General features: G+C 64.2%; 23 protein-coding genes. 14 read left to right on the forward strand and 9 right to left on the reverse strand.

Going from position 1 to position 17410, the window contains the following annotated elements; all coding sequences use genetic code 11:
* The first annotated feature begins 166 nt into the window (after positions 1-166).
* Entirely contained in the window at positions 167-697 is a 531-nt protein-coding gene (locus tag GTK09_RS02360; protein WP_163460849.1) for a superoxide dismutase family protein, read from the forward strand.
* A gap of 95 nt (positions 698-792) precedes the next feature.
* On the opposite strand, the gene GTK09_RS02365 is transcribed toward GTK09_RS02360, so the two are convergent.
* Together GTK09_RS02365 and GTK09_RS02370 are read right to left on the reverse strand one after the other, a co-directional pair.
* Positions 793-1413 (reverse strand): glutathione S-transferase family protein, encoded by a 621-nt coding sequence (locus tag GTK09_RS02365; protein ID WP_163460850.1) that lies wholly within the window; start codon positions 1411-1413, stop codon positions 793-795.
* A gap of 80 nt (positions 1414-1493) precedes the next feature.
* Positions 1494-2099 (reverse strand): PilZ domain-containing protein, encoded by a 606-nt coding sequence (locus tag GTK09_RS02370; protein WP_163460851.1) that lies wholly within the window; start codon positions 2097-2099, stop codon positions 1494-1496.
* A gap of 527 nt (positions 2100-2626) precedes the next feature.
* Here GTK09_RS02370 and GTK09_RS02375 point away from each other — a divergent pair.
* Both GTK09_RS02375 and GTK09_RS02380 read left to right on the forward strand, forming a co-directional pair.
* Positions 2627-3373, forward strand: coding sequence for a rhomboid family intramembrane serine protease (locus tag GTK09_RS02375; RefSeq protein WP_312869560.1), 747 nt, complete (start codon positions 2627-2629; stop codon positions 3371-3373).
* Between the two features lie 111 nt (positions 3374-3484).
* Positions 3485-3916: a CBS domain-containing protein gene (locus tag GTK09_RS02380; protein WP_163460852.1), complete on the forward strand. Its 432-nt coding sequence runs from the start codon at positions 3485-3487 to the stop codon at positions 3914-3916.
* Positions 3917-4072: 156 nt separating this feature from the next.
* Here GTK09_RS02380 and GTK09_RS02385 read toward each other — a convergent pair whose 3' ends face one another.
* The 3 genes from GTK09_RS02385 to folE all read right to left on the reverse strand — a co-directional run bounded on the left by GTK09_RS02385 (position 4073) and on the right by folE (position 6243).
* Positions 4073-5068, reverse strand: a complete 996-nt coding sequence (locus GTK09_RS02385; RefSeq protein ID WP_163460853.1) for a patatin-like phospholipase family protein — start codon at positions 5066-5068, stop codon at positions 4073-4075.
* A gap of 115 nt (positions 5069-5183) precedes the next feature.
* Positions 5184-5609: a phosphoribosyl-AMP cyclohydrolase gene (gene hisI / locus GTK09_RS02390; RefSeq protein WP_163460854.1), complete on the reverse strand. Its 426-nt coding sequence runs from the start codon at positions 5607-5609 to the stop codon at positions 5184-5186.
* 10 nt (positions 5610-5619) lie between these two features.
* Complete coding sequence (gene folE, locus GTK09_RS02395; RefSeq protein ID WP_163460855.1) at positions 5620-6243, reverse strand: GTP cyclohydrolase I FolE; 624 nt, start codon at positions 6241-6243, stop codon at positions 5620-5622.
* 270 nt (positions 6244-6513) lie between these two features.
* Here folE and GTK09_RS02400 point away from each other — a divergent pair, with 270 nt between their 5' ends.
* From GTK09_RS02400 to GTK09_RS02420, 5 genes are all read left to right on the forward strand, one after another.
* Positions 6514-6960 carry an iron-sulfur cluster assembly scaffold protein gene (locus GTK09_RS02400; RefSeq protein WP_163460856.1) on the forward strand — a complete coding sequence of 149 codons (447 nt, stop codon included), beginning with the start codon at positions 6514-6516 and terminating at the stop codon, positions 6958-6960.
* 59 nt (positions 6961-7019) lie between these two features.
* Positions 7020-7310, forward strand: coding sequence for a nucleotidyltransferase family protein (locus tag GTK09_RS02405; RefSeq protein WP_163460857.1), 291 nt, complete (start codon positions 7020-7022; stop codon positions 7308-7310).
* Positions 7311-7396: 86 nt separating this feature from the next.
* Entirely contained in the window at positions 7397-7669 is a 273-nt protein-coding gene (locus GTK09_RS02410; RefSeq protein ID WP_312869561.1) for a HepT-like ribonuclease domain-containing protein, read from the forward strand.
* Positions 7647-7913: a membrane protein insertion efficiency factor YidD gene (gene yidD, locus GTK09_RS02415; RefSeq protein ID WP_163460859.1), complete on the forward strand. Its 267-nt coding sequence runs from the start codon at positions 7647-7649 to the stop codon at positions 7911-7913. The genes GTK09_RS02410 and yidD overlap by 23 nt, the downstream gene beginning before the upstream one ends.
* Positions 7914-7994: 81 nt before the next feature.
* Positions 7995-8171 carry a YegP family protein gene (locus GTK09_RS02420; RefSeq protein ID WP_163460860.1) on the forward strand — a complete coding sequence of 59 codons (177 nt, stop codon included), beginning with the start codon at positions 7995-7997 and terminating at the stop codon, positions 8169-8171.
* On the opposite strand, the gene GTK09_RS02425 is transcribed toward GTK09_RS02420, so the two are convergent.
* Positions 8128-8667, reverse strand: a complete 540-nt coding sequence (locus GTK09_RS02425) for an NUDIX hydrolase (protein WP_163460861.1) — start codon at positions 8665-8667, stop codon at positions 8128-8130. The genes GTK09_RS02420 and GTK09_RS02425 overlap by 44 nt on opposite strands.
* 195 nt (positions 8668-8862) lie before the next feature.
* Here GTK09_RS02425 and thrS point away from each other — a divergent pair, with 195 nt between their 5' ends.
* Entirely contained in the window at positions 8863-10884 is a 2022-nt protein-coding gene (gene thrS / locus GTK09_RS02430; RefSeq protein WP_163460862.1) for a threonine--tRNA ligase, read from the forward strand.
* 18 nt (positions 10885-10902) lie between these two features.
* On the opposite strand, the gene GTK09_RS02435 is transcribed toward thrS, so the two are convergent.
* Positions 10903-11424 carry a hypothetical protein gene (locus GTK09_RS02435; protein WP_163460863.1) on the reverse strand — a complete coding sequence of 174 codons (522 nt, stop codon included), beginning with the start codon at positions 11422-11424 and terminating at the stop codon, positions 10903-10905.
* A gap of 167 nt (positions 11425-11591) precedes the next feature.
* On the opposite strand from GTK09_RS02435, the gene GTK09_RS02440 reads away from it, so the two are divergent.
* The 5 genes from GTK09_RS02440 to GTK09_RS02460 all read left to right on the forward strand — a co-directional run bounded on the left by GTK09_RS02440 (position 11592) and on the right by GTK09_RS02460 (position 15055).
* On the forward strand, positions 11592-11750 hold the full coding sequence (locus tag GTK09_RS02440; protein ID WP_163460864.1) for a YqaE/Pmp3 family membrane protein: 159 nt from the start codon (positions 11592-11594) through the stop codon (positions 11748-11750).
* A gap of 231 nt (positions 11751-11981) precedes the next feature.
* Positions 11982-12599: a 30S ribosomal protein S4 gene (rpsD, locus tag GTK09_RS02445; protein ID WP_163460865.1), complete on the forward strand. Its 618-nt coding sequence runs from the start codon at positions 11982-11984 to the stop codon at positions 12597-12599.
* Positions 12600-12858: 259 nt separating this feature from the next.
* Positions 12859-13119, forward strand: a complete 261-nt coding sequence (locus tag GTK09_RS02450) for a hypothetical protein (protein WP_163460866.1) — start codon at positions 12859-12861, stop codon at positions 13117-13119.
* Between the two features lie 206 nt (positions 13120-13325).
* Positions 13326-14231 (forward strand): tRNA 2-thiocytidine(32) synthetase TtcA, encoded by a 906-nt coding sequence (ttcA, locus tag GTK09_RS02455; RefSeq protein ID WP_163460867.1) that lies wholly within the window; start codon positions 13326-13328, stop codon positions 14229-14231.
* Positions 14228-15055: an inositol monophosphatase family protein gene (locus tag GTK09_RS02460; RefSeq protein WP_163460868.1), complete on the forward strand. Its 828-nt coding sequence runs from the start codon at positions 14228-14230 to the stop codon at positions 15053-15055. The genes ttcA and GTK09_RS02460 overlap by 4 nt, the downstream gene beginning before the upstream one ends.
* A gap of 172 nt (positions 15056-15227) precedes the next feature.
* Here GTK09_RS02460 and GTK09_RS02465 read toward each other — a convergent pair whose 3' ends face one another.
* Both GTK09_RS02465 and grxD read right to left on the reverse strand, forming a co-directional pair.
* The gene (locus tag GTK09_RS02465; RefSeq protein WP_163460869.1) at positions 15228-16508 is read right to left on the reverse strand and encodes a multidrug effflux MFS transporter; all 1281 of its coding nucleotides are present in this window, start codon (positions 16506-16508) and stop codon (positions 15228-15230) included.
* Between the two features lie 404 nt (positions 16509-16912).
* Positions 16913-17260 carry a Grx4 family monothiol glutaredoxin gene (gene grxD, locus GTK09_RS02470; RefSeq protein WP_163460870.1) on the reverse strand — a complete coding sequence of 116 codons (348 nt, stop codon included), beginning with the start codon at positions 17258-17260 and terminating at the stop codon, positions 16913-16915.
* Positions 17261-17410: the final 150 nt, after the last annotated feature.

Below are 17410 nucleotides of genomic sequence, written 5' to 3' on the forward strand. Positions count from 1 at the left end.
AGTGCGACCATCACGGGATGCAACATCGGGCATGCAGAGGAAGCTGTCCGCCGTCACGGCTTTGTGAGTCGGGGGGGCCGGTTGGTCGCGGCGACTGCGCGACTAGGTTGATCGTTATGATGCGGTGTTCGACCGGCCGCCAACCCCAGCGACGTGGAATGTACCAATGATCAGATTTGCCGCCGCCGCCCTGGCTTCGACGCTGCTTGCCATGCCCGCAGCCTTCGCCCAGGGGCAGGCCGACATGAACGATGCCAAGAACGTCGAGATGAAGGGAGCCGACGGCGCTTCCATTGGCAGCGTCTCGTTCGTGCCGACGCCCCATGGTGTCCTCATCGAGGCCGACCTTCAGAACCTGCCCGATGGCGTTCATGGCTTCCACATCCACGAGACGGGCGCCTGCGAGGGCGACTTCACGTCTGCGGGCGGCCACTACAACCCCGCCGACGTCGATCACGGCTATATGAGCGAGAGCGGTCCGCACGCCGGCGACATGCCCAACATCGTCGCCGCGAACGGGGTCGCCAAAGTCTCCGTGTTCAATCCGAACGTGACGATGACCGGGGGTGAGGCGCCGCTCGACGATGACGACGGCTCGGCGCTGATGATCCATTCCGGCGCCGACGACTACGCCTCGCAACCCTCGGGCGACGCCGGATCACGGATCGCCTGTGGCGTCATCTTCCCGGCGAAGTGACTGCGGCGAGCGGTCCATCGCGATAGCGGCGGACCGCATCGGCTGCGGGCTGTCCAATCGGTCGGTGACGCGTCGGGCATCCCGTGAGACCTTCGTCAGGCGGCCTCGGGCAGCCAATTCATCGGCCGATGGCCGGGCAGGGCCTCGATGCGCGTCAGCCAGGCGCCGATCGCTGGAAAGGCGGAGAGATCGAACCCGCCTTCCTCGGCGACGTGGGTGTAGGCATAGAGCGCGATGTCGGCGAGACTGGCTGCGCTCCCCGCCAGCCAGTCCTGCCCGGCGAGCCGGCGTTCCATGACGGCGAGGGCCTTGAGGCCGCCCGTCATCGTAGCGGCCAGCCGCTCCTCGGTGGCATAGGCGGCGAGGCGGGGATAGATCCGCAGCGACCGGCGCACGGCGACATGCGGCTCGTGGCTGTATTGCTCGAAGAACATCCACGAGAGCATCGCCGCCCGGTCGAACGGATCGGCCGGCACGAAGGCGGTCTCCTCGCCGAGGTAGAAGAGCATCGCGTTCGATTCCGGCAGGCAGCGCCCGTCTTCCAACTCGAGCAGCGGTACCTTGCCGTTCGCATTCTTGGCGAGATAGCCCGGCTGCTGCGTGCCACCGTCTTCGGTCGAGACGCCGACGTGACGGAACGGCCTGCCGGTCAGTGCGCAGAGAAGCCGCGGCTTGTAGCAGTTGCCGGAGTCCGGCATGCCGTAAATCGTGATCATCGCGCAAATCCCCGTGGAACTCACCGGGAGAATTGCATCCTCGGCACCGCTGCGCCAATTCATCTTCGTGAAGGCAGCGATCAGCCGATCAAGGAATGCAGCGTCTGCTCGGTCTGTACCGAGGCGAATTCGATGGCAAACCCGTCTTCGAGATGACGCACGACGGTGCCTTGCATCATTCCCAGCGTCACACGGGACTTGAGGGCAGGACGGACCGCGCATTGCACCGCAGCACCCGACAGCGACAGGTCGATGATCTTGACCTGGTACTTGCGGCCGTCGTCGAGAGTGACGTCGACGCGGGGATCCTTCGGCATCAGGCGCTGGTGGCGACGGTCTTCCGGCAAGTCGAGTTCGGCGCGGTTGGCGAACCAGGTGAGCTGCGCGGCGAGCTTCTCGCGCTTTCGCTCGGAGTTGATGAGATCGACTGCGAAACCACCAGGATAGATGCGCGCGACGCTGCCTTCGAGACGGCCGATGTGATCGACGTAGAAAATGATGCGCTCGCCCTGGCGTGGCTCGACGGGCGTCGCCACCGCGACCCCGCCGGGGGACATGTTCTCCACCCGGCAAGGAAACTCCTCGAAATTCTCGCGCATGAAACGTCCGAGCAGGTCGAGATTGACCCGGCTGAACCGACGCCGTTCGGACGGTTCGGACCTCGAGGACTGAGGCATCATGTTCATCGCGGGGTCCGCTCTTTTCGTCGCAAGCCGGTTCGTGTCACATCGCCGAAGAATATCGTGTGAGGGTTAAGGAAGCGTAGATTCGGCTGCTTCGCGCCCCGTCCTTGCCGTCGATGGCTGCAAGTTGACGAAAACCCGAGGCGTTAACGAATTCCCAGAGATTGCATTGCCGAGGCGGGCGGTCATTGCTACCCCAGCGGCGAGGACACGTTCGGTCTTCGTAGCGCAAGCGGTTATTTCTCCCGAGCGGAGCAGGGAACCCAATTCAGCCGCCAGGTCTTCGACTTGGCGGCTCTTTCTTTGGGGGATCTGCGGGCCGATTTCAAAGCCGCCGCGATTCGCCGATGAGGTGTCGCCGGCAGGTCCCCCGGTCCGACCGCGACCGGCCGTGACCGCCACCGTTCCATCGCTGCCGAGGATGTGCCAATGCGAGGAGCCCGCGGACGTCGCGGCGGCCGAGCCCGGCATCGTCGTGCCGGCCGGAGGCTTCGATCATTCGCGAATCGCAGAACGGCGAAGGAGATTTCGTGTCCGAGCAAAGAGTTCCGAACGAAGGCTACCCGGACGGACCGAGACGCCGGCCGCCTCCCGCTTTCAACGTGCCGGGGATCGTTCTCGTCCTCATCGCTGCGATGGGGCTCGTCCATGCCTATCGCACGCTGGTCCTGGGCGAGATCGCCGACGTGCGGTTCGTCCTCGATTTCGCCTTCATCCCCGGATGCTACGGCGGCGCAGGCGAGCTGTGCCAGATCCGACCGGCCGCCGCCGATCTTTGGTCGCCGCTGACCTATGCCTTTCTGCACGGCAGCTGGACGCATTTCGGCATCAACACGTTCTGGTTCCTCGCCTTCGGCACGCCGGTGGCGCGGCGGCTCGCCAGCGCCCGCTTCCTGGCCTTCGCCGCAGCCGGCACGATCGCCGGGGCGGCGGTCTTCTACCTCGTCAACAGCGGGCTCGAGGTGCCGGTGATCGGAGCGTCCGGAACGGTCTCGGCGCTGATGGGAGGCGCCTGCCGATTTGCATTCGCCAGGGTGCGCCCGGCGCGCGACCTTTCCGCCGAGCCTTCGCAGCCGATGATTTCGGTTCGCGAAGCCCTCTCCGACCGGACGGTCCTGGTTTTCGTCATCGCCTTCTTCGTCACCAACTTTCTCGTCGGGGCCGGTGTCGGCGGCCCATTGACCGGCGGCGGCGAGGTCGCCTGGGAGGCCCATCTCGGCGGCTTCGTCTTCGGATTTTTCGGTCTGCCGCTATTCGATCGGGCGACCAGGTCATAGCGGTGTCGTTACGGCGCGCCGCGGACATCGCCGTTCCTGTTTGAAGAAGGTCTTGCTGTCGCCTCGACCTTGTCCCACCTTCGTTCATCGGGAGCAAAACGGGAGGCAAGGATGACTGTCGATCAGATACTCAAGGCGAAGGGGGGCGAAGTCTTCACCCTGCAGCCGGAGGTGACGCTCGCGGAGGTGGTCAACGTGCTCGCCGAGCGCCGGATCGGCGCGATCGTGCTTCTCGACGATGCCGGCCACGTCGCGGGCATCGTCTCCGAGCGCGACGTCGTCAGGGTGCTGGCGAAGTTCGGTGCGGAGATCCTCAACAAGCCGATCGGCGAAGCCATGACCGTCAAGGTCAAGACCTGCACCCGCGACACCGGCATAGACGAGGTGCTGTCGATCATGACCAAGGGCCGCTTTCGGCATCTTCCGGTGATCGACGCCGGGCGACTGGCCGGCATCGTGTCGATCGGTGACGTCGTCAAGCTGAAGATCGAGGAAGCCGAGCGTGAAGCCGCGCAGATGCGCGAATATATCGCCGCGGGGTGACCGGCCGGCGGGCGGACGCTTCGGCGTCCTTGCCCGCTGATACGTGTCTTCGTGCGCAGCGATTTTCGGGCAAGAATGGTGCCCGTCGGACAGCCGGAACCATGACTGGCCGTCGCGAAATGGCGCGGCGGCCGAAGCCGGCTATGCCCGCAGCCATCAAAGCCGTAGCAGCTCGGGATTTCGGCTTTCGGCGAGCCGCTGGATCTCCGACATGCGGCTCTTGGTGGCGCCGTAGCCGATCTCGATCGCCTCGGCAGCCCGGAAGAATTCCCACAAGCCGATGTCGCGCACGCGCGGCTGCAGCGAAAGATCCGGCGGGTCGCCGGCGAGGCGGGCGCGGGAAATGCGGTCCTGAATGATGTTGAAGGCATCGACCATGGTGCGGGTGAGGCCGAGCTTCTTGCGCCGCTGCGCCGAGGTATCGCGCTGGTCGTCGTGCGGCGAGACCGCGCGGAATGCTTCGTCTTCGGGCAGATCCGCCTCGTTCGCCCGCATCCGCAACACGGCGGCGCGGCCGAAGAGGTCGTAATGCAGATTCACGGCCATGACGTTCTGCTGCTCGAAAACCCGGCAGACGTTGGCGGGAACCGGATTGACCAGCGCGCCGTCCATCAGCCGCCGCCCGCCACACATCACCGGCTCGAAGACGCCGGGGAGCGCATAGGAGGCGCGCATGGCGAGAACAAGCGAGCCGGAGTCGAGCCAAACTTCGTGGCCGGTCTGCGCATCCGTCGCAACGCAGATGAGGGGCCGGTCGAGGTCCTCGATCTTGGTCTCGTGCAGCGCCTCCGCCAAACGCCGCGACAGCCTGAGACCGCCGATCAGGCCCGAGCCGCCGATCCTGAAGTCGAGATAGCGGATCAGGCCGCGCCGCGTCAGCGACCGGGCGAATTCCTCGAGTTCGGGCAGCTTGCCGGCGAGATAGCAGCCGCCGACCAGCGCGCCGATGGAGGTGCCAGCGATCATTGAGATCGGCACGTCGTGCTCGTCGAGGGCCTTGAGGACGCCGATATGCGCCCAGCCGCGCGCCGCGCCGCCGCCGAGAGCAAGGGCGATGCCGCCCGGGTCCTTCGGCTCCGTCGGGGTAAGGCGAGGAGAAAACTGCGACTGGTCGACCGCAACGTCGCGCCAACCGAATACGCGCTCGAGCATGACGGCCCTCCGGTTCCGGTCCTCAATATGAACGAGCCTAGGCCGAACTCTTGACCATCGTGTTAAGGATCGAAGTCCCATGGAACGCGACCGGCTCTTCGCTCGGCGAGAATTGTCATCCTGTCGGCCGGGGATCGATCACCGTCGCCAACGCGCCGCCCCCGGCCTGGATGATCCTATAGAAGCAACTCGTCCTGCCCGTATGACAGGTGTCGTCGCGGCGCTTGCATTCGACGCGCAGCCAGACCGCGTCCTGATCGCAGTCGACCCGCATCTCGCGGACATGCTGGAGCGCGCCGGAACTCTCGCCCTTCTTCCACAGGGCCCTGCGCGAGCGGGACCAGTAGTGGGCATATCCGGTCGCGATCGTCCGTTCGAGCGCCTCGGCGTTCATGTGAGCGACCATCAGGAGTTCGCCGGTTTCGGCGTCCGTCGCGACGGCCGTGATCAGGCCGTTCGCGTCGAAGCGCGGACGCAGGACGGATCCTTCCTCCTGCTCCGAACGATCAGTGGAAGGCGCAGAAAAGACGGGTGGGGCCATTTGCCGCGAATCAACTCGTGCAGCCGGCGAGCCGAAGGATCGATTCCTTCTGAGCCGGATCGTCGGCGAAGACGCCGCGATAGGTCGCGGTGAAGGTCGAGGAGCCCTCGCTCCGGATGCCGCGCATCGACATGCACAGATGCTCGGCCTCTAGGATCACCGCGACGCCGCGCGGGTGCAGCGTGTCCATCAAGGCATCGGCGACCTGCGCGGTCATCGCTTCCTGAGTCTGGAGCCTGCGGCCGAACATGTCGACGAGACGCGCGATCTTCGACAGGCCGAGGACGCGCCCCTCGGGAAGATAGGCCACATGCGCCCGGCCGAGGACCGGCACCATGTGGTGCTCGCAGTGGGTGTGGAACTTGATGTCCTTGACGAGGACGACGTCGTTGTAGCCGGCGACCTCCTCGAAGGTGCGGCCGAGAACCTCGGCCGGCTCGTGTCGATAGCCGCCGAACAGCTCCTCATAGGCCTTGACGACGCGCTTCGGCGTTTCATTCAGGCCTTCGCGCTTCGGGTTCTCGCCGATCCAGCGAAGCAGCGTCTCGACAGCTGCTTCCGCTTCGGCACGACTCGGGCGCTCGACGATGGCATCTTCCGGCTTTTCCGGGAATTTCTTGACGACTGCTTCCATGTTCCTGCGCTCCGAAAATGTCGGAATCCGAGCTGCCACCCAGAGGGAATGGGGATCCGGTGCGCCGGAGCGCCCGTCACTGGCGGTTGTATCTGGCTTCTTCAACGCTTCTTCGCTCCTCATCGGACCAAGGCCGTCGGAGCGACCAATCGGGTGCCTCCGGACTCGCCCGCAGGCGGTCTATCGAAGCGGCAACCGGTCTCCTATATAATTTGCGAGACGCGCCTTTGACAGGGCGAGAAGCAAAAACCCCGGCCAGGGAAAAATACCGTGATCGACGACGTCTATAATGCCAGAATTCTCGAATTTGCCGGCAACATTCCGCGAATTGGACGGCTTGCCGAGCCCGATGCGAGCGCGACGGCGCATTCCAGGCTGTGCGGCTCGACCGTCACCGTCGATCTGAAAGTCGAGGACGGGCGGGTGGCCGATTTTGCCCATGAGGTGAAGGCCTGCGCGCTCGGACAGGCCTCGTCCTCCGTGATGGCCCGCCACGTCGTCGGCGCAACGCCCGAGGAACTGCGCCAGGTGCGCGAGGCGATGCGCGCGATGCTGAAGGAGAACGGCGCGCCGCCGGCCGGGCGCTTCGAGGGTCTGAAGTATCTCGAGCCGGTGCGGGACTACAAGGCCCGCCATGCCTCGACCATGCTAACCTTCGACGCGGTCGTCGAGGCGCTGGACAAGATCGAGGCGCAAAGGCGCGGCGAGGCGGCCTGAGGGTTGCCGCGACGCACGAAGCCATGGCGGGACCTCTCTGAAACGGGAAGCGAAAGAAGATGAAACCGTCGGAAGCCCTCGAAAAGCATCGCGAGACGATCCGCGAAATCTTGTCGCGCTATCCGGTCAGCAATCCGCGCATCTTCGGCTCGGTTGCACGCGGCGAGGATACGGAGGCGAGCGATCTGGACATCATCGTGGAGGGGCATGATCCTCTCGACTATTTCCAACTTGCCAGGCTTGAGCTCGATCTCGCCGCAGGGACCGGAGCCCGGATCGACGTTCGCCTCGACGGCGAGTTTTCGCCGCGCGTCTTGCGGCGGATAGAGCGAGATTTCCGGTCGCTATGACCAGGGAACTACCCGAGGTTCTGTCCGCTTTGCATGAGGCCTGTGTCAGGGTCGAGCGAGTATGTGGCCGAATGTCGTGGGAAAGCGTGCGCGACGACGAGATTCACGAATTGGCCCTCGCCAAGGCGGTCGAACTCGTCGGCGAGATGGCCTACCAACTGCGCGGTGATTTCCCGAACATCATCTTTGCGCATCCCGAAATCCCGTTCGTGGAAGCCGCAACGATGCGCCATCGTCTCGTGCACAGCTACGACACGCTCGACCCCAGACGGCTTTGGCTGACTGCCACGGCGTCCGTTCCAAAATTGCGGCGACAACTCGAACCGATCCTCATCGATGCCGACGAAGATCTCTCGTAACTACTCGGGCCCCTGGCGCAAAACGCCCGGCCGCCTGTTCGGCGTTGGCTTCGTGCGGCTCTATCAACTGACGTTTTCGGCGATGGTCGGCGGCCACTGCCGCCACATCCCGACCTGTTCCGAATATGCCTATGAGGCGATCGCGCGGCACGGGCTCTGGCGCGGCGGCTGGCTGTCGGCGAGGCGGGTAGCGAAGTGCGGACCATTTGGAACATCCGGCATTGACAACGTGCCGGATGCCTGACGGAGCGGCGATTGGCTCTACCGATTGACTTTTCACGCGCTTCGTCGGACGTTTTTCTTACGCAGAGGAGGATGTACGACGATGGCTCATAAATTCGAAGTCTACAAGGACAAAGCGGGCGAATACCGCGTCCGGTTCAAGTACAACAGCGAAGTCATTTTCGCCACCGAGGGCTACGCCTCGAAGTCCGGGGCGCACCGGGCGATCGAGTCGATCAAGAAATTCGTGCCGGAGGCTCCGACCGACGAGTTGGAATAGGCGCTGAGGCCTGATCCGCACCTGTCGTCCGGGCGCCGAGAAGCTTGGCAAGGGCGGGCGGGAAAAGCGTCCCGGCCAGTGCCTCCTCGACGGGCATCCACCGGATCGCGACGTCTATGCCGCCATCGACGATGTCGAAACGCCCGGCCTCGCTCGGTGGTGACGTGCCCTGCGGCCGCTCGACGGCGAAGATGAAGACGATCTCGTGCCCCGGTCGGCCCTCGTGTTCGAAGAGGTTTTCGCAGGTCTCCAGAAGCCGCGGCTGGACGATCCGCCAACCGAGTTCTTCGGTGAACTCCCGTATGACGGCTGCTTCGGCGCTCTCCATGAACTCGATGCCGCCGCCCGGCGGCCTGTGGCCGATCAACTTGCCGTCCCCACGGCGCACTTCCATCAGCAGGACGTGACCCACGTCCACGCAGAGGCCGATGGCGATCGGCCGGATACGCGTCGACGGTGTCCATTCCTGGGCCGGGCGCGAGGCTGGCGGCGACATCGTCTGCTTCCTACTTGAGGGGATGGTTCGCGCCGATTATAGGACGGGCGCTGCCGCGCCTGGAAGAACGCCGCGCCGTTCCCGTTCGCCGCGGCTTGATGCCCAGGAGGGCAGCGGCGGCGAGATGCTCGCCGTGCCGAATTCACACCCCCACCCGCGCTCGTAGGCGGGACTGGACTCAAAGGAGACATGACGATGGCGGAGGCCATATCCCTCAAATTTCCCGATGGTTCCGAACGCTCCTTCGACGCCGCGATCAGCGGCGCGGAGATCGCCGCCGGCATCTCCAAGTCGCTGGCCAAGAAGGCCATTGCCTATGCCCTCGATGGCGAGGTGCGCGATCTGGCCGATCCGGTCGGCCATTCCGGAAGCCTCGAAATCCTCACCCGCGACGATCCCCGCGCGCTTGAACTCATCCGGCACGACGCGGCGCATGTGATGGCCGAAGCCGTGCAGGAACTTTGGCCCGGCACCCAGGTGACCATCGGTCCGGTGATCGAGAACGGTTTCTATTACGACTTCGCGAAGAACGAGCCCTTCACGCCCGAGGACCTGCCGGTCATCGAGAAGAAGATGGCCGAGATCATCCGCCGCAACGCGCCGTTCAAGAAGGACGTCTGGTCGCGCGAGAAGGCCAAGCAGGTGTTTCGCGACAAGGGCGAAAACTACAAGGTCGAGCTGGTCGACGCGATCCCCGAGGGGCAGGATCTCAAGATCTACTCACAGGGTGAGTGGTTCGATCTCTGCCGCGGGCCGCACATGGTCTCGACCGGCCATATCGGCGAGAATTTCAAGCTGATGAAGGTGGCCGGCGCCTATTGGCGCGGCGACTCGAACAATGCGATGCTGAGCCGCATCTACGGCACTGCCTGGGCGACCAAGGAGCAGTTGGCGAACTATCTCCACATGCTGGAGGAAGCCGAAAAGCGCGATCATCGCCGCCTCGGCCGCGAGATGGATCTCTTCCACTTCCAGGAGGAGGGTCCGGGCGTCGTCTTCTGGCACGGCAAGGGCTGGAAGATGTTCCAGACCCTCGTTGCCTACATGCGCCGCCGGCTCGACGGCGTCTATGACGAGGTCAACGCGCCGCAGATCCTCGACAAGTCGCTGTGGGAGACCTCCGGCCACTGGGGCTGGTACCAGGAGAACATGTTCGCGGTGAAGTCCGCCCACGCCTTCACCCATCCCGACGACGAGGAGGCCGATCACCGGGTCTTCGCGATCAAACCGATGAACTGCCCGGGCCACGTGCAGATCTTCAAGCATGGCCTGAAGTCCTACCGCGAACTGCCGATCCGCCTCGCCGAGTTCGGCAATGTCCATCGCTACGAACCGTCCGGCGCACTGCATGGCCTGCTCCGCGTGCGCGGCTTCACCCAGGACGACGCCCACGTCTTCTGCACCGAAGAGCAGATGGCGGCCGAGTGCCTGCGGATCAACGACCTGATCCTCTCGGTCTACGAGGACTTCGGCTTCGAGGAGGTCGTGGTGAAGCTCTCGACCCGGCCGGAAAAGCGCGTCGGCTCCGACGAAAGCTGGGACCGGGCCGAGGCGATCATGACCAAGGTGCTGGAAGAGATTGCCGCCAAGTCGGGCGGGAAGATCAAGACCGGCATCCTGCCGGGCGAGGGTGCTTTCTACGGGCCGAAGTTCGAATACACCCTGAGGGACGCCATCGGCCGCGAATGGCAGTGCGGCACCACCCAGGTGGACTTCAACCTGCCGGAACGCTTCGGCGCGTTCTATATCGACCAGAACTCCGAGAAGCGGCAGCCGGTGATGATCCACCGGGCGATCTGCGGTTCGATGGAGCGCTTCCTCGGCATCCTGATCGAGAACTTCGCCGGCCACATGCCGCTCTGGTTCGCGCCCGAGCAGGTCGTCGTCGCCACCATCACCTCGGAGGCCGACGACTATGCCATGGAGGTCGTCGCGGCGCTGAAGGAGGCGGGGCTTCGGGCGAGCGTCGATCTTCGCAACGAGAAGATCAACTACAAGGTCCGCGAGCACTCGCTCGCCAAGGTGCCGGTGATGCTGGTCTGCGGCAAACGCGAGGCCGAGGAGCGGACGGTCAACGTCCGCCGGCTCGGCTCGAAGGATCAGACGTCGCTGTCGCTCGATGAAGCTCTCGCCGCTTTGTCCGGGGAGGCCGTGCCGCCGGACCTGAAGCGCAAGGCGGAGCTTCGCGCCGGCGCGTCGCACCAGAGCGCGGCTTGATCATAAGGGGGCCGCCGCTCAGCGGCCCCTGAAGGCCAAGTTGGACACGACGACGTTCTTGCCGTCGATCTTCTCCACCACCTGCATGGTGAAGGCGCCCTGGCCGTTGTTCTTGATGAGCATCCGGGCGAAGTTGTCGTCATAAATCTTTTTCGACCAGGTGACCCGCAGGTCGAGCGTGTCGCCCTTCAGTCGCCCGGCAAGGGTCGCCGGGCCGCTGGTCGAGCCGCGATAGGTGCCCGAATAGCGCCTGGAACCGGGATCGAAGGAGATGTTCGCGCCGATCTCGCGGCTCATCAGGAGCATCGCGCGGCAGGTCCCGCCGAGCGAAAACGACTGCGCACTGCGGCGGTCTCCCGACATGTTGCAGGAAACGTCCACCGGCGCCGGAAGCTGGTTGACCTTCACCTGGCCGCCGCCTCTCCATCTGCCGTCGAAGCGGGAGAGATAGTCCGTGGCGGCCTCGGTGGGCGGCACGAATGCGAGCGCGAGCGTCGCACCCACTGCGCCGCAGCGCAGCAGATTGTTCACGAAGGGCAAGGGCAGTCTCCTCGTATGGGTTCAATGGGGTGGCGGGATATCATTCCACTTGGCGAGGAGAGTGCACCGTCGAAATGGCCAAACCTTGGCTCACTTCGCCTTCAAACTGCGGAACGGGTGTCACATCACCACGTTAGGGTCACAATCCTTTCAACGGAGACCTGCTCATGGATATCGTCCGCATCATCATCGCCATCCTCCTGCCGCCGCTCGGTGTCTTTCTGCAGGTCGGGCTCGGCAAGCATTTCTGGATCAACATCATTCTCACGCTGTTCGGATACATCCCAGGCATCGTGCACGCTGTCTGGGTGATCGCAAAATACTGAGGTTTGCTCGCCATGTTGACCCGGCGGCGCGGTTGACATCGTTCTGACATCCGCTTAACAACCGCCCCAGCCGGCTGGAGCACCGCTCCGGCCGGTTTTCAACGTGTCCCGTGAGCGGCGTCGGTTTGTGCCCATGCTGCTCTGTCGTCCCTTATGGGGAGAGGAGGGCGCGTTTCCTTGCCGGTCCGTGGGCGATCCATGGGCCTTCGTTTGTTGCCAAAAGGAAATGCGATGACCAAGCGCACATCCGCGAAATACAAGATCGATCGCCGCATGGGCGAAAACATCTGGGGGCGGCCGAAGTCCCCGGTGAATCGCCGCCAGTATGGCCCCGGCCAGCATGGCCAGCGCCGCAAGGGCAAGGTCAGCGACTTCGGCGTGCAGCTGCGCGCCAAGCAGAAGCTGAAGGGCTATTACGGCGACATCCGCGAGAAGCAGTTCCACAAGATCTACGACGAGGCCGCCCGCCGCAAGGGCGACACCTCCGAGAACCTGATCGGCCTGCTCGAGAGCCGGCTCGACGCCATCGTCTACCGGGCGAAGTTCGTCGCGACCGTGTTCGCCGCGCGCCAGTTCGTCAATCACGGCCACGTCAACGTCAACGGCGTGCGGACCAACATCCAGTCCTACGTCTGCAAGCCTGGCGACGTCATCGAGGTTCGCGAGAAGTCCAAGCAGAACGTCGCCGTCATCGAGGCGACTCAGCTCGCCGAGCGTGACGTGCCGGACTACATCGAGGTCGATCACCACAAGATGGTCGCCACCTACGTCCGCGTCCCGGGCCTCCACGACGTGCCCTACGCCGTCCAGATGGAGCCGAACCTGGTTGTCGAGTTCTACTCGCGCTGATCGGTCTTTACCGAGTTCAAACCGATATGGAAGGCCGTCCTCTCGGGGCGGCCTTTTTCGTTGCGCCCCATAGTTTCTTCGACAGGGTCGAGACGATGTCGCGCCTCGCGCTGATTGTCGCACGCTCCGGGCCGACATCATATTCGTGGCGGCTGTCCGTGCCGGGCACGGGCGCGTGAGCATATTGTAGTTGTATCGTGTCAGACGTCGCTTCAATCTGCGCATTGAGGCGGGCCGATTGCGGAGGACTGGTTTTACGATGTCCGACGGTTACGACACCCAGCCGGCCGCTTTGAGCGAGGCGGGGAAAGAACAGGTCAAACTGCGATCGAATTGGTTGAATGGAATCTCGATCGCCACTTTCGCCGTTGGTACGCTCGCCCCTGTCACACGAGCGCTCTTCGAGCGCCCGACGACCATCGCAATATTGGTCTCCGTCGCCGTAGCAGGGATTTGCCTTCTCCTTTCCGCAATCATACATTCCGCTGCGAGGCAAAATCTGAAGGAGCTCGACCGATGACGTTCTCCCAGCTGATTCTTCTCTCGATTCTGCCTTTGGGTGCCTTGGCCATGCTGGGCTTTGCGCACTGGGACAACAAACGTCATCCGCCCGCGCGAAAGCTCGTGAGCGCTCGCAGATTATCTCGAGATTGATTTCGACGAAGCAACAGCTTTTGTTTTCTCGACCGAACCTCTAAACCGACCTCGCAAACGGCGAGGGGATCCATGCTCGAAGCGGACGACGCAAAGACGGCTTTCGGTCGAGCTACGACCGATGGTGTGTCCGACGACGGCGAGGTGAGCGCGGGCGGTCATCCGCTGTTTCGCGATGTTCCCTCGACGGTGGGCTTCAAGAAGCTGCGCAAGCGGCTCTTGCGAGAAATGCGCGAGACGATCGACCGTTTCGCCATGGTCCGGCCGGGCACGCGCTGGCTCGTGGCGATCTCCGGCGGCAAGGATTCCTACGCCCTGCTCGCCCTCTTGCACGATCTCAAATGGCGCGGCCTCCTGCCGGTCGATCTCCTCGCCTGCAATCTCGACCAGGGCCAGCCGAACTTTCCCAAGCACGTCCTGCCCGAGTGGCTGAGTGCCCACGGCATCGCCCATCGCATCGAGTATCGCGACACCTACTCGATCGTCACAGATACGCTGCCGCAGGGCGCAACATACTGCTCGCTCTGCTCGCGCCTGCGGCGCGGCAATCTCTACCGCATCGCCCGCGAGGAGGGCTGCGAAGCCCTGGTGCTCGGTCATCACCGCGACGACTGCCTCGAAACGTTCTTCATGAACCTCTTGCATGGCGGCCGGCTGTCGGCAATGCCGGCAAAGCTCGTCAACGACGAGGGCGATCTCTTCGTCCTGCGGCCGCTCATCCAATCCGCCGAGAGCGATCTGGAACGTTTCGCCACGGCCATGCGCTTCCCGATCATCCCCTGCGATCTCTGCGGCAGCCAGGACGGGCTGCAGCGCAATCTCACCAAGCAGATGCTGGACGACATCGAGGCCCGCTATCCCGGACGCAAGAGCGTCATGATGCGCGCCCTGTCGAACGTTCGGCCGGGCCATCTCGTCGACCCCGCGCTGTTTGATTTTTCCGGCCTGTCGCTCACATCCGAAGGACCTAACGCTTGAAACCCACCATCGACGTCGCCCGCTTGGCAGAACTCCTGCGCGAGGCCGCCAAGGCCGAGATCATGCCCCGCTTCCGCAATCTGTCCGACGGCGACATTCGCGAAAAGACGTCCGCGACCGATCTCGTCACCGAGGCCGACGAGGCGGCCGAGCGGTTCATCGCGCGTGAATGCCGGAGCCTCCTGCCGGAGGCCCTGTTCGTGGGCGAAGAGTCCGTCGCGGCGGACGCTTCGCTGCTGGACCGGCTCGACGCGGCCGATCTCGCCGTCGTCGTCGATCCGATCGACGGCACGGCGAATTTCGCCGCCGGCGTTCCCCTGTTCGCGGTGATGATGGCGATCGTCAGCCGGGGCGAGACCGTTGCGGGCTTGATCTACGATCCGCTCGGCGACGATTGCATGCTCGCGGAGAAGGGTGCGGGCGCGCGGCGCCGGCTCTCCTCGGGCGAGGAGTTTCCGCTTGCGACGGCCGCGCATGTGCCGCTGTCGGAGGCGGTCGGCTGCATCAGCTACACCTATTTCCCGGACGAGCTGAAAAAGGCGGTTCTGCCGCGGCTCTCCGGCGTCAAGATCGCCGGCAACTATCGCTGTGCCGGCCACGAATATCGCCTGCTGGCGTCGGGCGGTTCGCAGTTCGCGATCTATTCCAAGCTGATGCCCTGGGATCACCTGCCCGGCGTGTTGATCACCCAAGAGGCCGGTGGCCATGTGGGCAAGATCGACGGCTCGCCCTATACCCCGCTTGACCGCGAGGGCACGCTGATCGCGGCCGGGAGCGAGGAGAGCTGGCATGCGGCGCGCGAGGGCCTGTTCCCCCGCGCCTGATACCGGCTTGCGCGCGGCGGCATCGCTTTCGTGCGCGAACCGGTCTGCCCGAGCGGCACACGGGCCCCCTCGCCAGCATCGAGCGACTCACAGGTCGTTTCATTCGTGGGCGTATGAAAGCAAATGGCCGGCAATTTGCCGGCCATTTTCGTTCCTCGTCGAAGTCGTCGGTTCACTCGGCGGCGCCGGCCTCGGCAGACTTGCGTTGCGGCCCGGTAACGTCGTCGTATTTGGCGTCGAACAGTCGACCCTCTGCGAGGAACACGCACAGGGTCGACAAGGCCGACAGAACGATGAAGCCGGCGATGAGCGGAATGAGCGTCCCGTCGTAGAGATAGCCGAGGAAGGCTCCGATGAGACCGCCGCCGAAGGTTTGCATGAAGCCCAGCACGGAGGAGGCGGTGCCGGCGACATGGCCGAGCGGATCCATGGCGAGGGCGTTGAAGTTCGTTCCGATGAAGCCGAAGATGCAGAAATTGAAGGTCATCACCGGAATGAAGAACCACAGGGGAGCGGCGCCGCCAGACAGCCAGGCGACGAGAAGGTGAAGCGCTGCGGTCGCCATGAAGACGATGAGCGCGCCGTGGGAGAGGCGGCGCATGCCGAACCGCTCGACCAGCCGTGAGTTGGCGAAGGAGGCGATTGCCATGAAGATCGCCGTGGCCGAGAAGACCAGCGTGAAATACGGACCGAGGCCATAGGCGCCGGTATAGATCTGCTCGGCCTGATTGATGAAGCCGAACAGAACGCCGAAGATCATCGCCGTGGCGATCGTGTAGCCGAAGGCGACCCGGTTCGACAGCACGATCTTGAACGCCTCGGCGACGCGTTTGCCGGTCAGTTCGCGCCGGTTTTCCGGCGCCAGGGTTTCCGGCAGCCGCAGCGCCGACCAGATGCCGACGCCGGCGCCGAACAGCGCGACGATCACGAAGATCTCCCGCCACGAGCCGAACAGCATGATGCCCTGGCCGATGTTCGGCGCGAGCACCGGAACGGCCATGAACACCATCATCACCAGCGACATGACGCTCGCCATCCGCCGCCCGCCGAAGCAATCGCGGACGACGGAAATGGCGATCACCCGTGTCGCCGCGGCGCCCAGGCCCTGGATCAGCCGCATGATGAGCAGCATGGTGAAACTGGAGGAGAAGGTCGCGATGCCGGCGGCGATGACGTAGACGGCGATGCCGAAGAGCAGGAGCGGCCGCCGCCCGAAGCGGTCGCTGAGCGGCCCATAGGCGATCTGCCCCAGGCCGAAGCCGAGCAGGTAGGCGGTGATGACGAACTGGCGCTGGTTGGCGTCGCCGACGTCGAGCGCCTTGCCGATGTCCTGGAGGGCGGGGATGAAGATGTCGATGGCGGCGGCGTTCATCGCCATCAGGCAAGCGACCATCAGGACGAGTTCCCAATAGGGCAACCCGTGGGTCTCGTTTCTTGGTGCAGGCGGAGCCATGCGGACCTCAGCGTTTCAAAGCAGCAAACGCCGTCGCCGCCATCGTCGGACGGGACGAGGCGGCACGGCGCAGGTGATGGCGGGGCATTCTGAACGGAGATCCCGGAGCGATCTCGACCAAAATTGCGAGGATTGCTAGGGCAGACATAGCATGCATGCCGGCATTGGCCATCCTGCAGCCGCGCATTGCCGGAATACGCTCCGTTCACCGGCGCAGGACCGAAGCATCACTAATTGCTCCGACCCGGGTGCCGATGGCGCCGCTGAACCGCAGGCGCTGACTGATGCCATCTGCGCGAACAAACGGCGGCGGCCGAAGGAATCGACGCGCCGCCAAGCATGGAACCGGTCGTTCTGAGCCGTCGTCGAGCGGTCAGCAGACGGTGTCGAGTGTCGCCGGCGCGTCAGCCGTTGGCCGCGGCGGGCTCGCTGGTCGCAACGCCGTTTTCGGCGAAGAAGCCCTTCAACTCGCCAGCCTGAAACATCTCGCGAATGATGTCGCAGCCGCCGACGAACTCGCCCTTGACGTAGAGCTGCGGGATCGTCGGCCACTCGGAATAGCTCTTGATCCCCTGACGCAACTCGTCAGAGGTGAGAACGTTGACACCCTTGTAGGCGACTCCGAGATAGTCGAGGATTTGGACGACCTGTCCCGAGAAGCCGCATTGCGGGAAGGACGGCGTGCCCTTCATGAAGACGACGACGTCGTTCGACTTCACCTCGTTGTCGATCCAATCGTTGATACCGCTCATGGTCAGTCCTTCTCGTATGACATGTCTTGTCGTGGGCATTTTCGAACGCGATCACGATCGAGCGCCGAAGCGAAATTGACCCGGAGTGCGTTCATCCCGTGCTGATCATCCCCACCCAGATGCGGTGGAATTTCGAGAATGTCCGCTCCT

It is taken from the genome of Jiella pacifica, assembly GCF_010500815.1.
Classification (GTDB): domain Bacteria; phylum Pseudomonadota; class Alphaproteobacteria; order Rhizobiales; family Rhizobiaceae; genus Jiella; species Jiella pacifica.

Coding starts and splice junctions, on each gene's coding strand:
- GTK09_RS02360 (WP_163460849.1), top strand. CDS start 167: ATGATCAGATTTGCCGCCGCCGCCCTGGCTTCGACGCTGCTTGCCATG.
- GTK09_RS02365 (WP_163460850.1), bottom strand. CDS start 1,413: ATGATCACGATTTACGGCATGCCGGACTCCGGCAACTGCTACAAGCCG.
- GTK09_RS02370 (WP_163460851.1), bottom strand. CDS start 2,099: ATGAACATGATGCCTCAGTCCTCGAGGTCCGAACCGTCCGAACGGCGT.
- GTK09_RS02380 (WP_163460852.1), top strand. CDS start 3,485: ATGACTGTCGATCAGATACTCAAGGCGAAGGGGGGCGAAGTCTTCACC.
- GTK09_RS02385 (WP_163460853.1), bottom strand. CDS start 5,068: ATGCTCGAGCGCGTATTCGGTTGGCGCGACGTTGCGGTCGACCAGTCG.
- hisI (WP_163460854.1), bottom strand. CDS start 5,609: ATGGCCCCACCCGTCTTTTCTGCGCCTTCCACTGATCGTTCGGAGCAG.
- folE (WP_163460855.1), bottom strand. CDS start 6,243: ATGGAAGCAGTCGTCAAGAAATTCCCGGAAAAGCCGGAAGATGCCATC.
- GTK09_RS02405 (WP_163460857.1), top strand. CDS start 7,020: ATGAAACCGTCGGAAGCCCTCGAAAAGCATCGCGAGACGATCCGCGAA.
- yidD (WP_163460859.1), top strand. CDS start 7,647: ATGCCGACGAAGATCTCTCGTAACTACTCGGGCCCCTGGCGCAAAACG.
- GTK09_RS02420 (WP_163460860.1), top strand. CDS start 7,995: ATGGCTCATAAATTCGAAGTCTACAAGGACAAAGCGGGCGAATACCGC.
- GTK09_RS02425 (WP_163460861.1), bottom strand. CDS start 8,667: ATGTCGCCGCCAGCCTCGCGCCCGGCCCAGGAATGGACACCGTCGACG.
- thrS (WP_163460862.1), top strand. CDS start 8,863: ATGGCGGAGGCCATATCCCTCAAATTTCCCGATGGTTCCGAACGCTCC.
- GTK09_RS02440 (WP_163460864.1), top strand. CDS start 11,592: ATGGATATCGTCCGCATCATCATCGCCATCCTCCTGCCGCCGCTCGGT.
- rpsD (WP_163460865.1), top strand. CDS start 11,982: ATGACCAAGCGCACATCCGCGAAATACAAGATCGATCGCCGCATGGGC.
- GTK09_RS02450 (WP_163460866.1), top strand. CDS start 12,859: ATGTCCGACGGTTACGACACCCAGCCGGCCGCTTTGAGCGAGGCGGGG.
- ttcA (WP_163460867.1), top strand. CDS start 13,326: ATGCTCGAAGCGGACGACGCAAAGACGGCTTTCGGTCGAGCTACGACC.
- GTK09_RS02465 (WP_163460869.1), bottom strand. CDS start 16,508: ATGGCTCCGCCTGCACCAAGAAACGAGACCCACGGGTTGCCCTATTGG.
- grxD (WP_163460870.1), bottom strand. CDS start 17,260: ATGAGCGGTATCAACGATTGGATCGACAACGAGGTGAAGTCGAACGAC.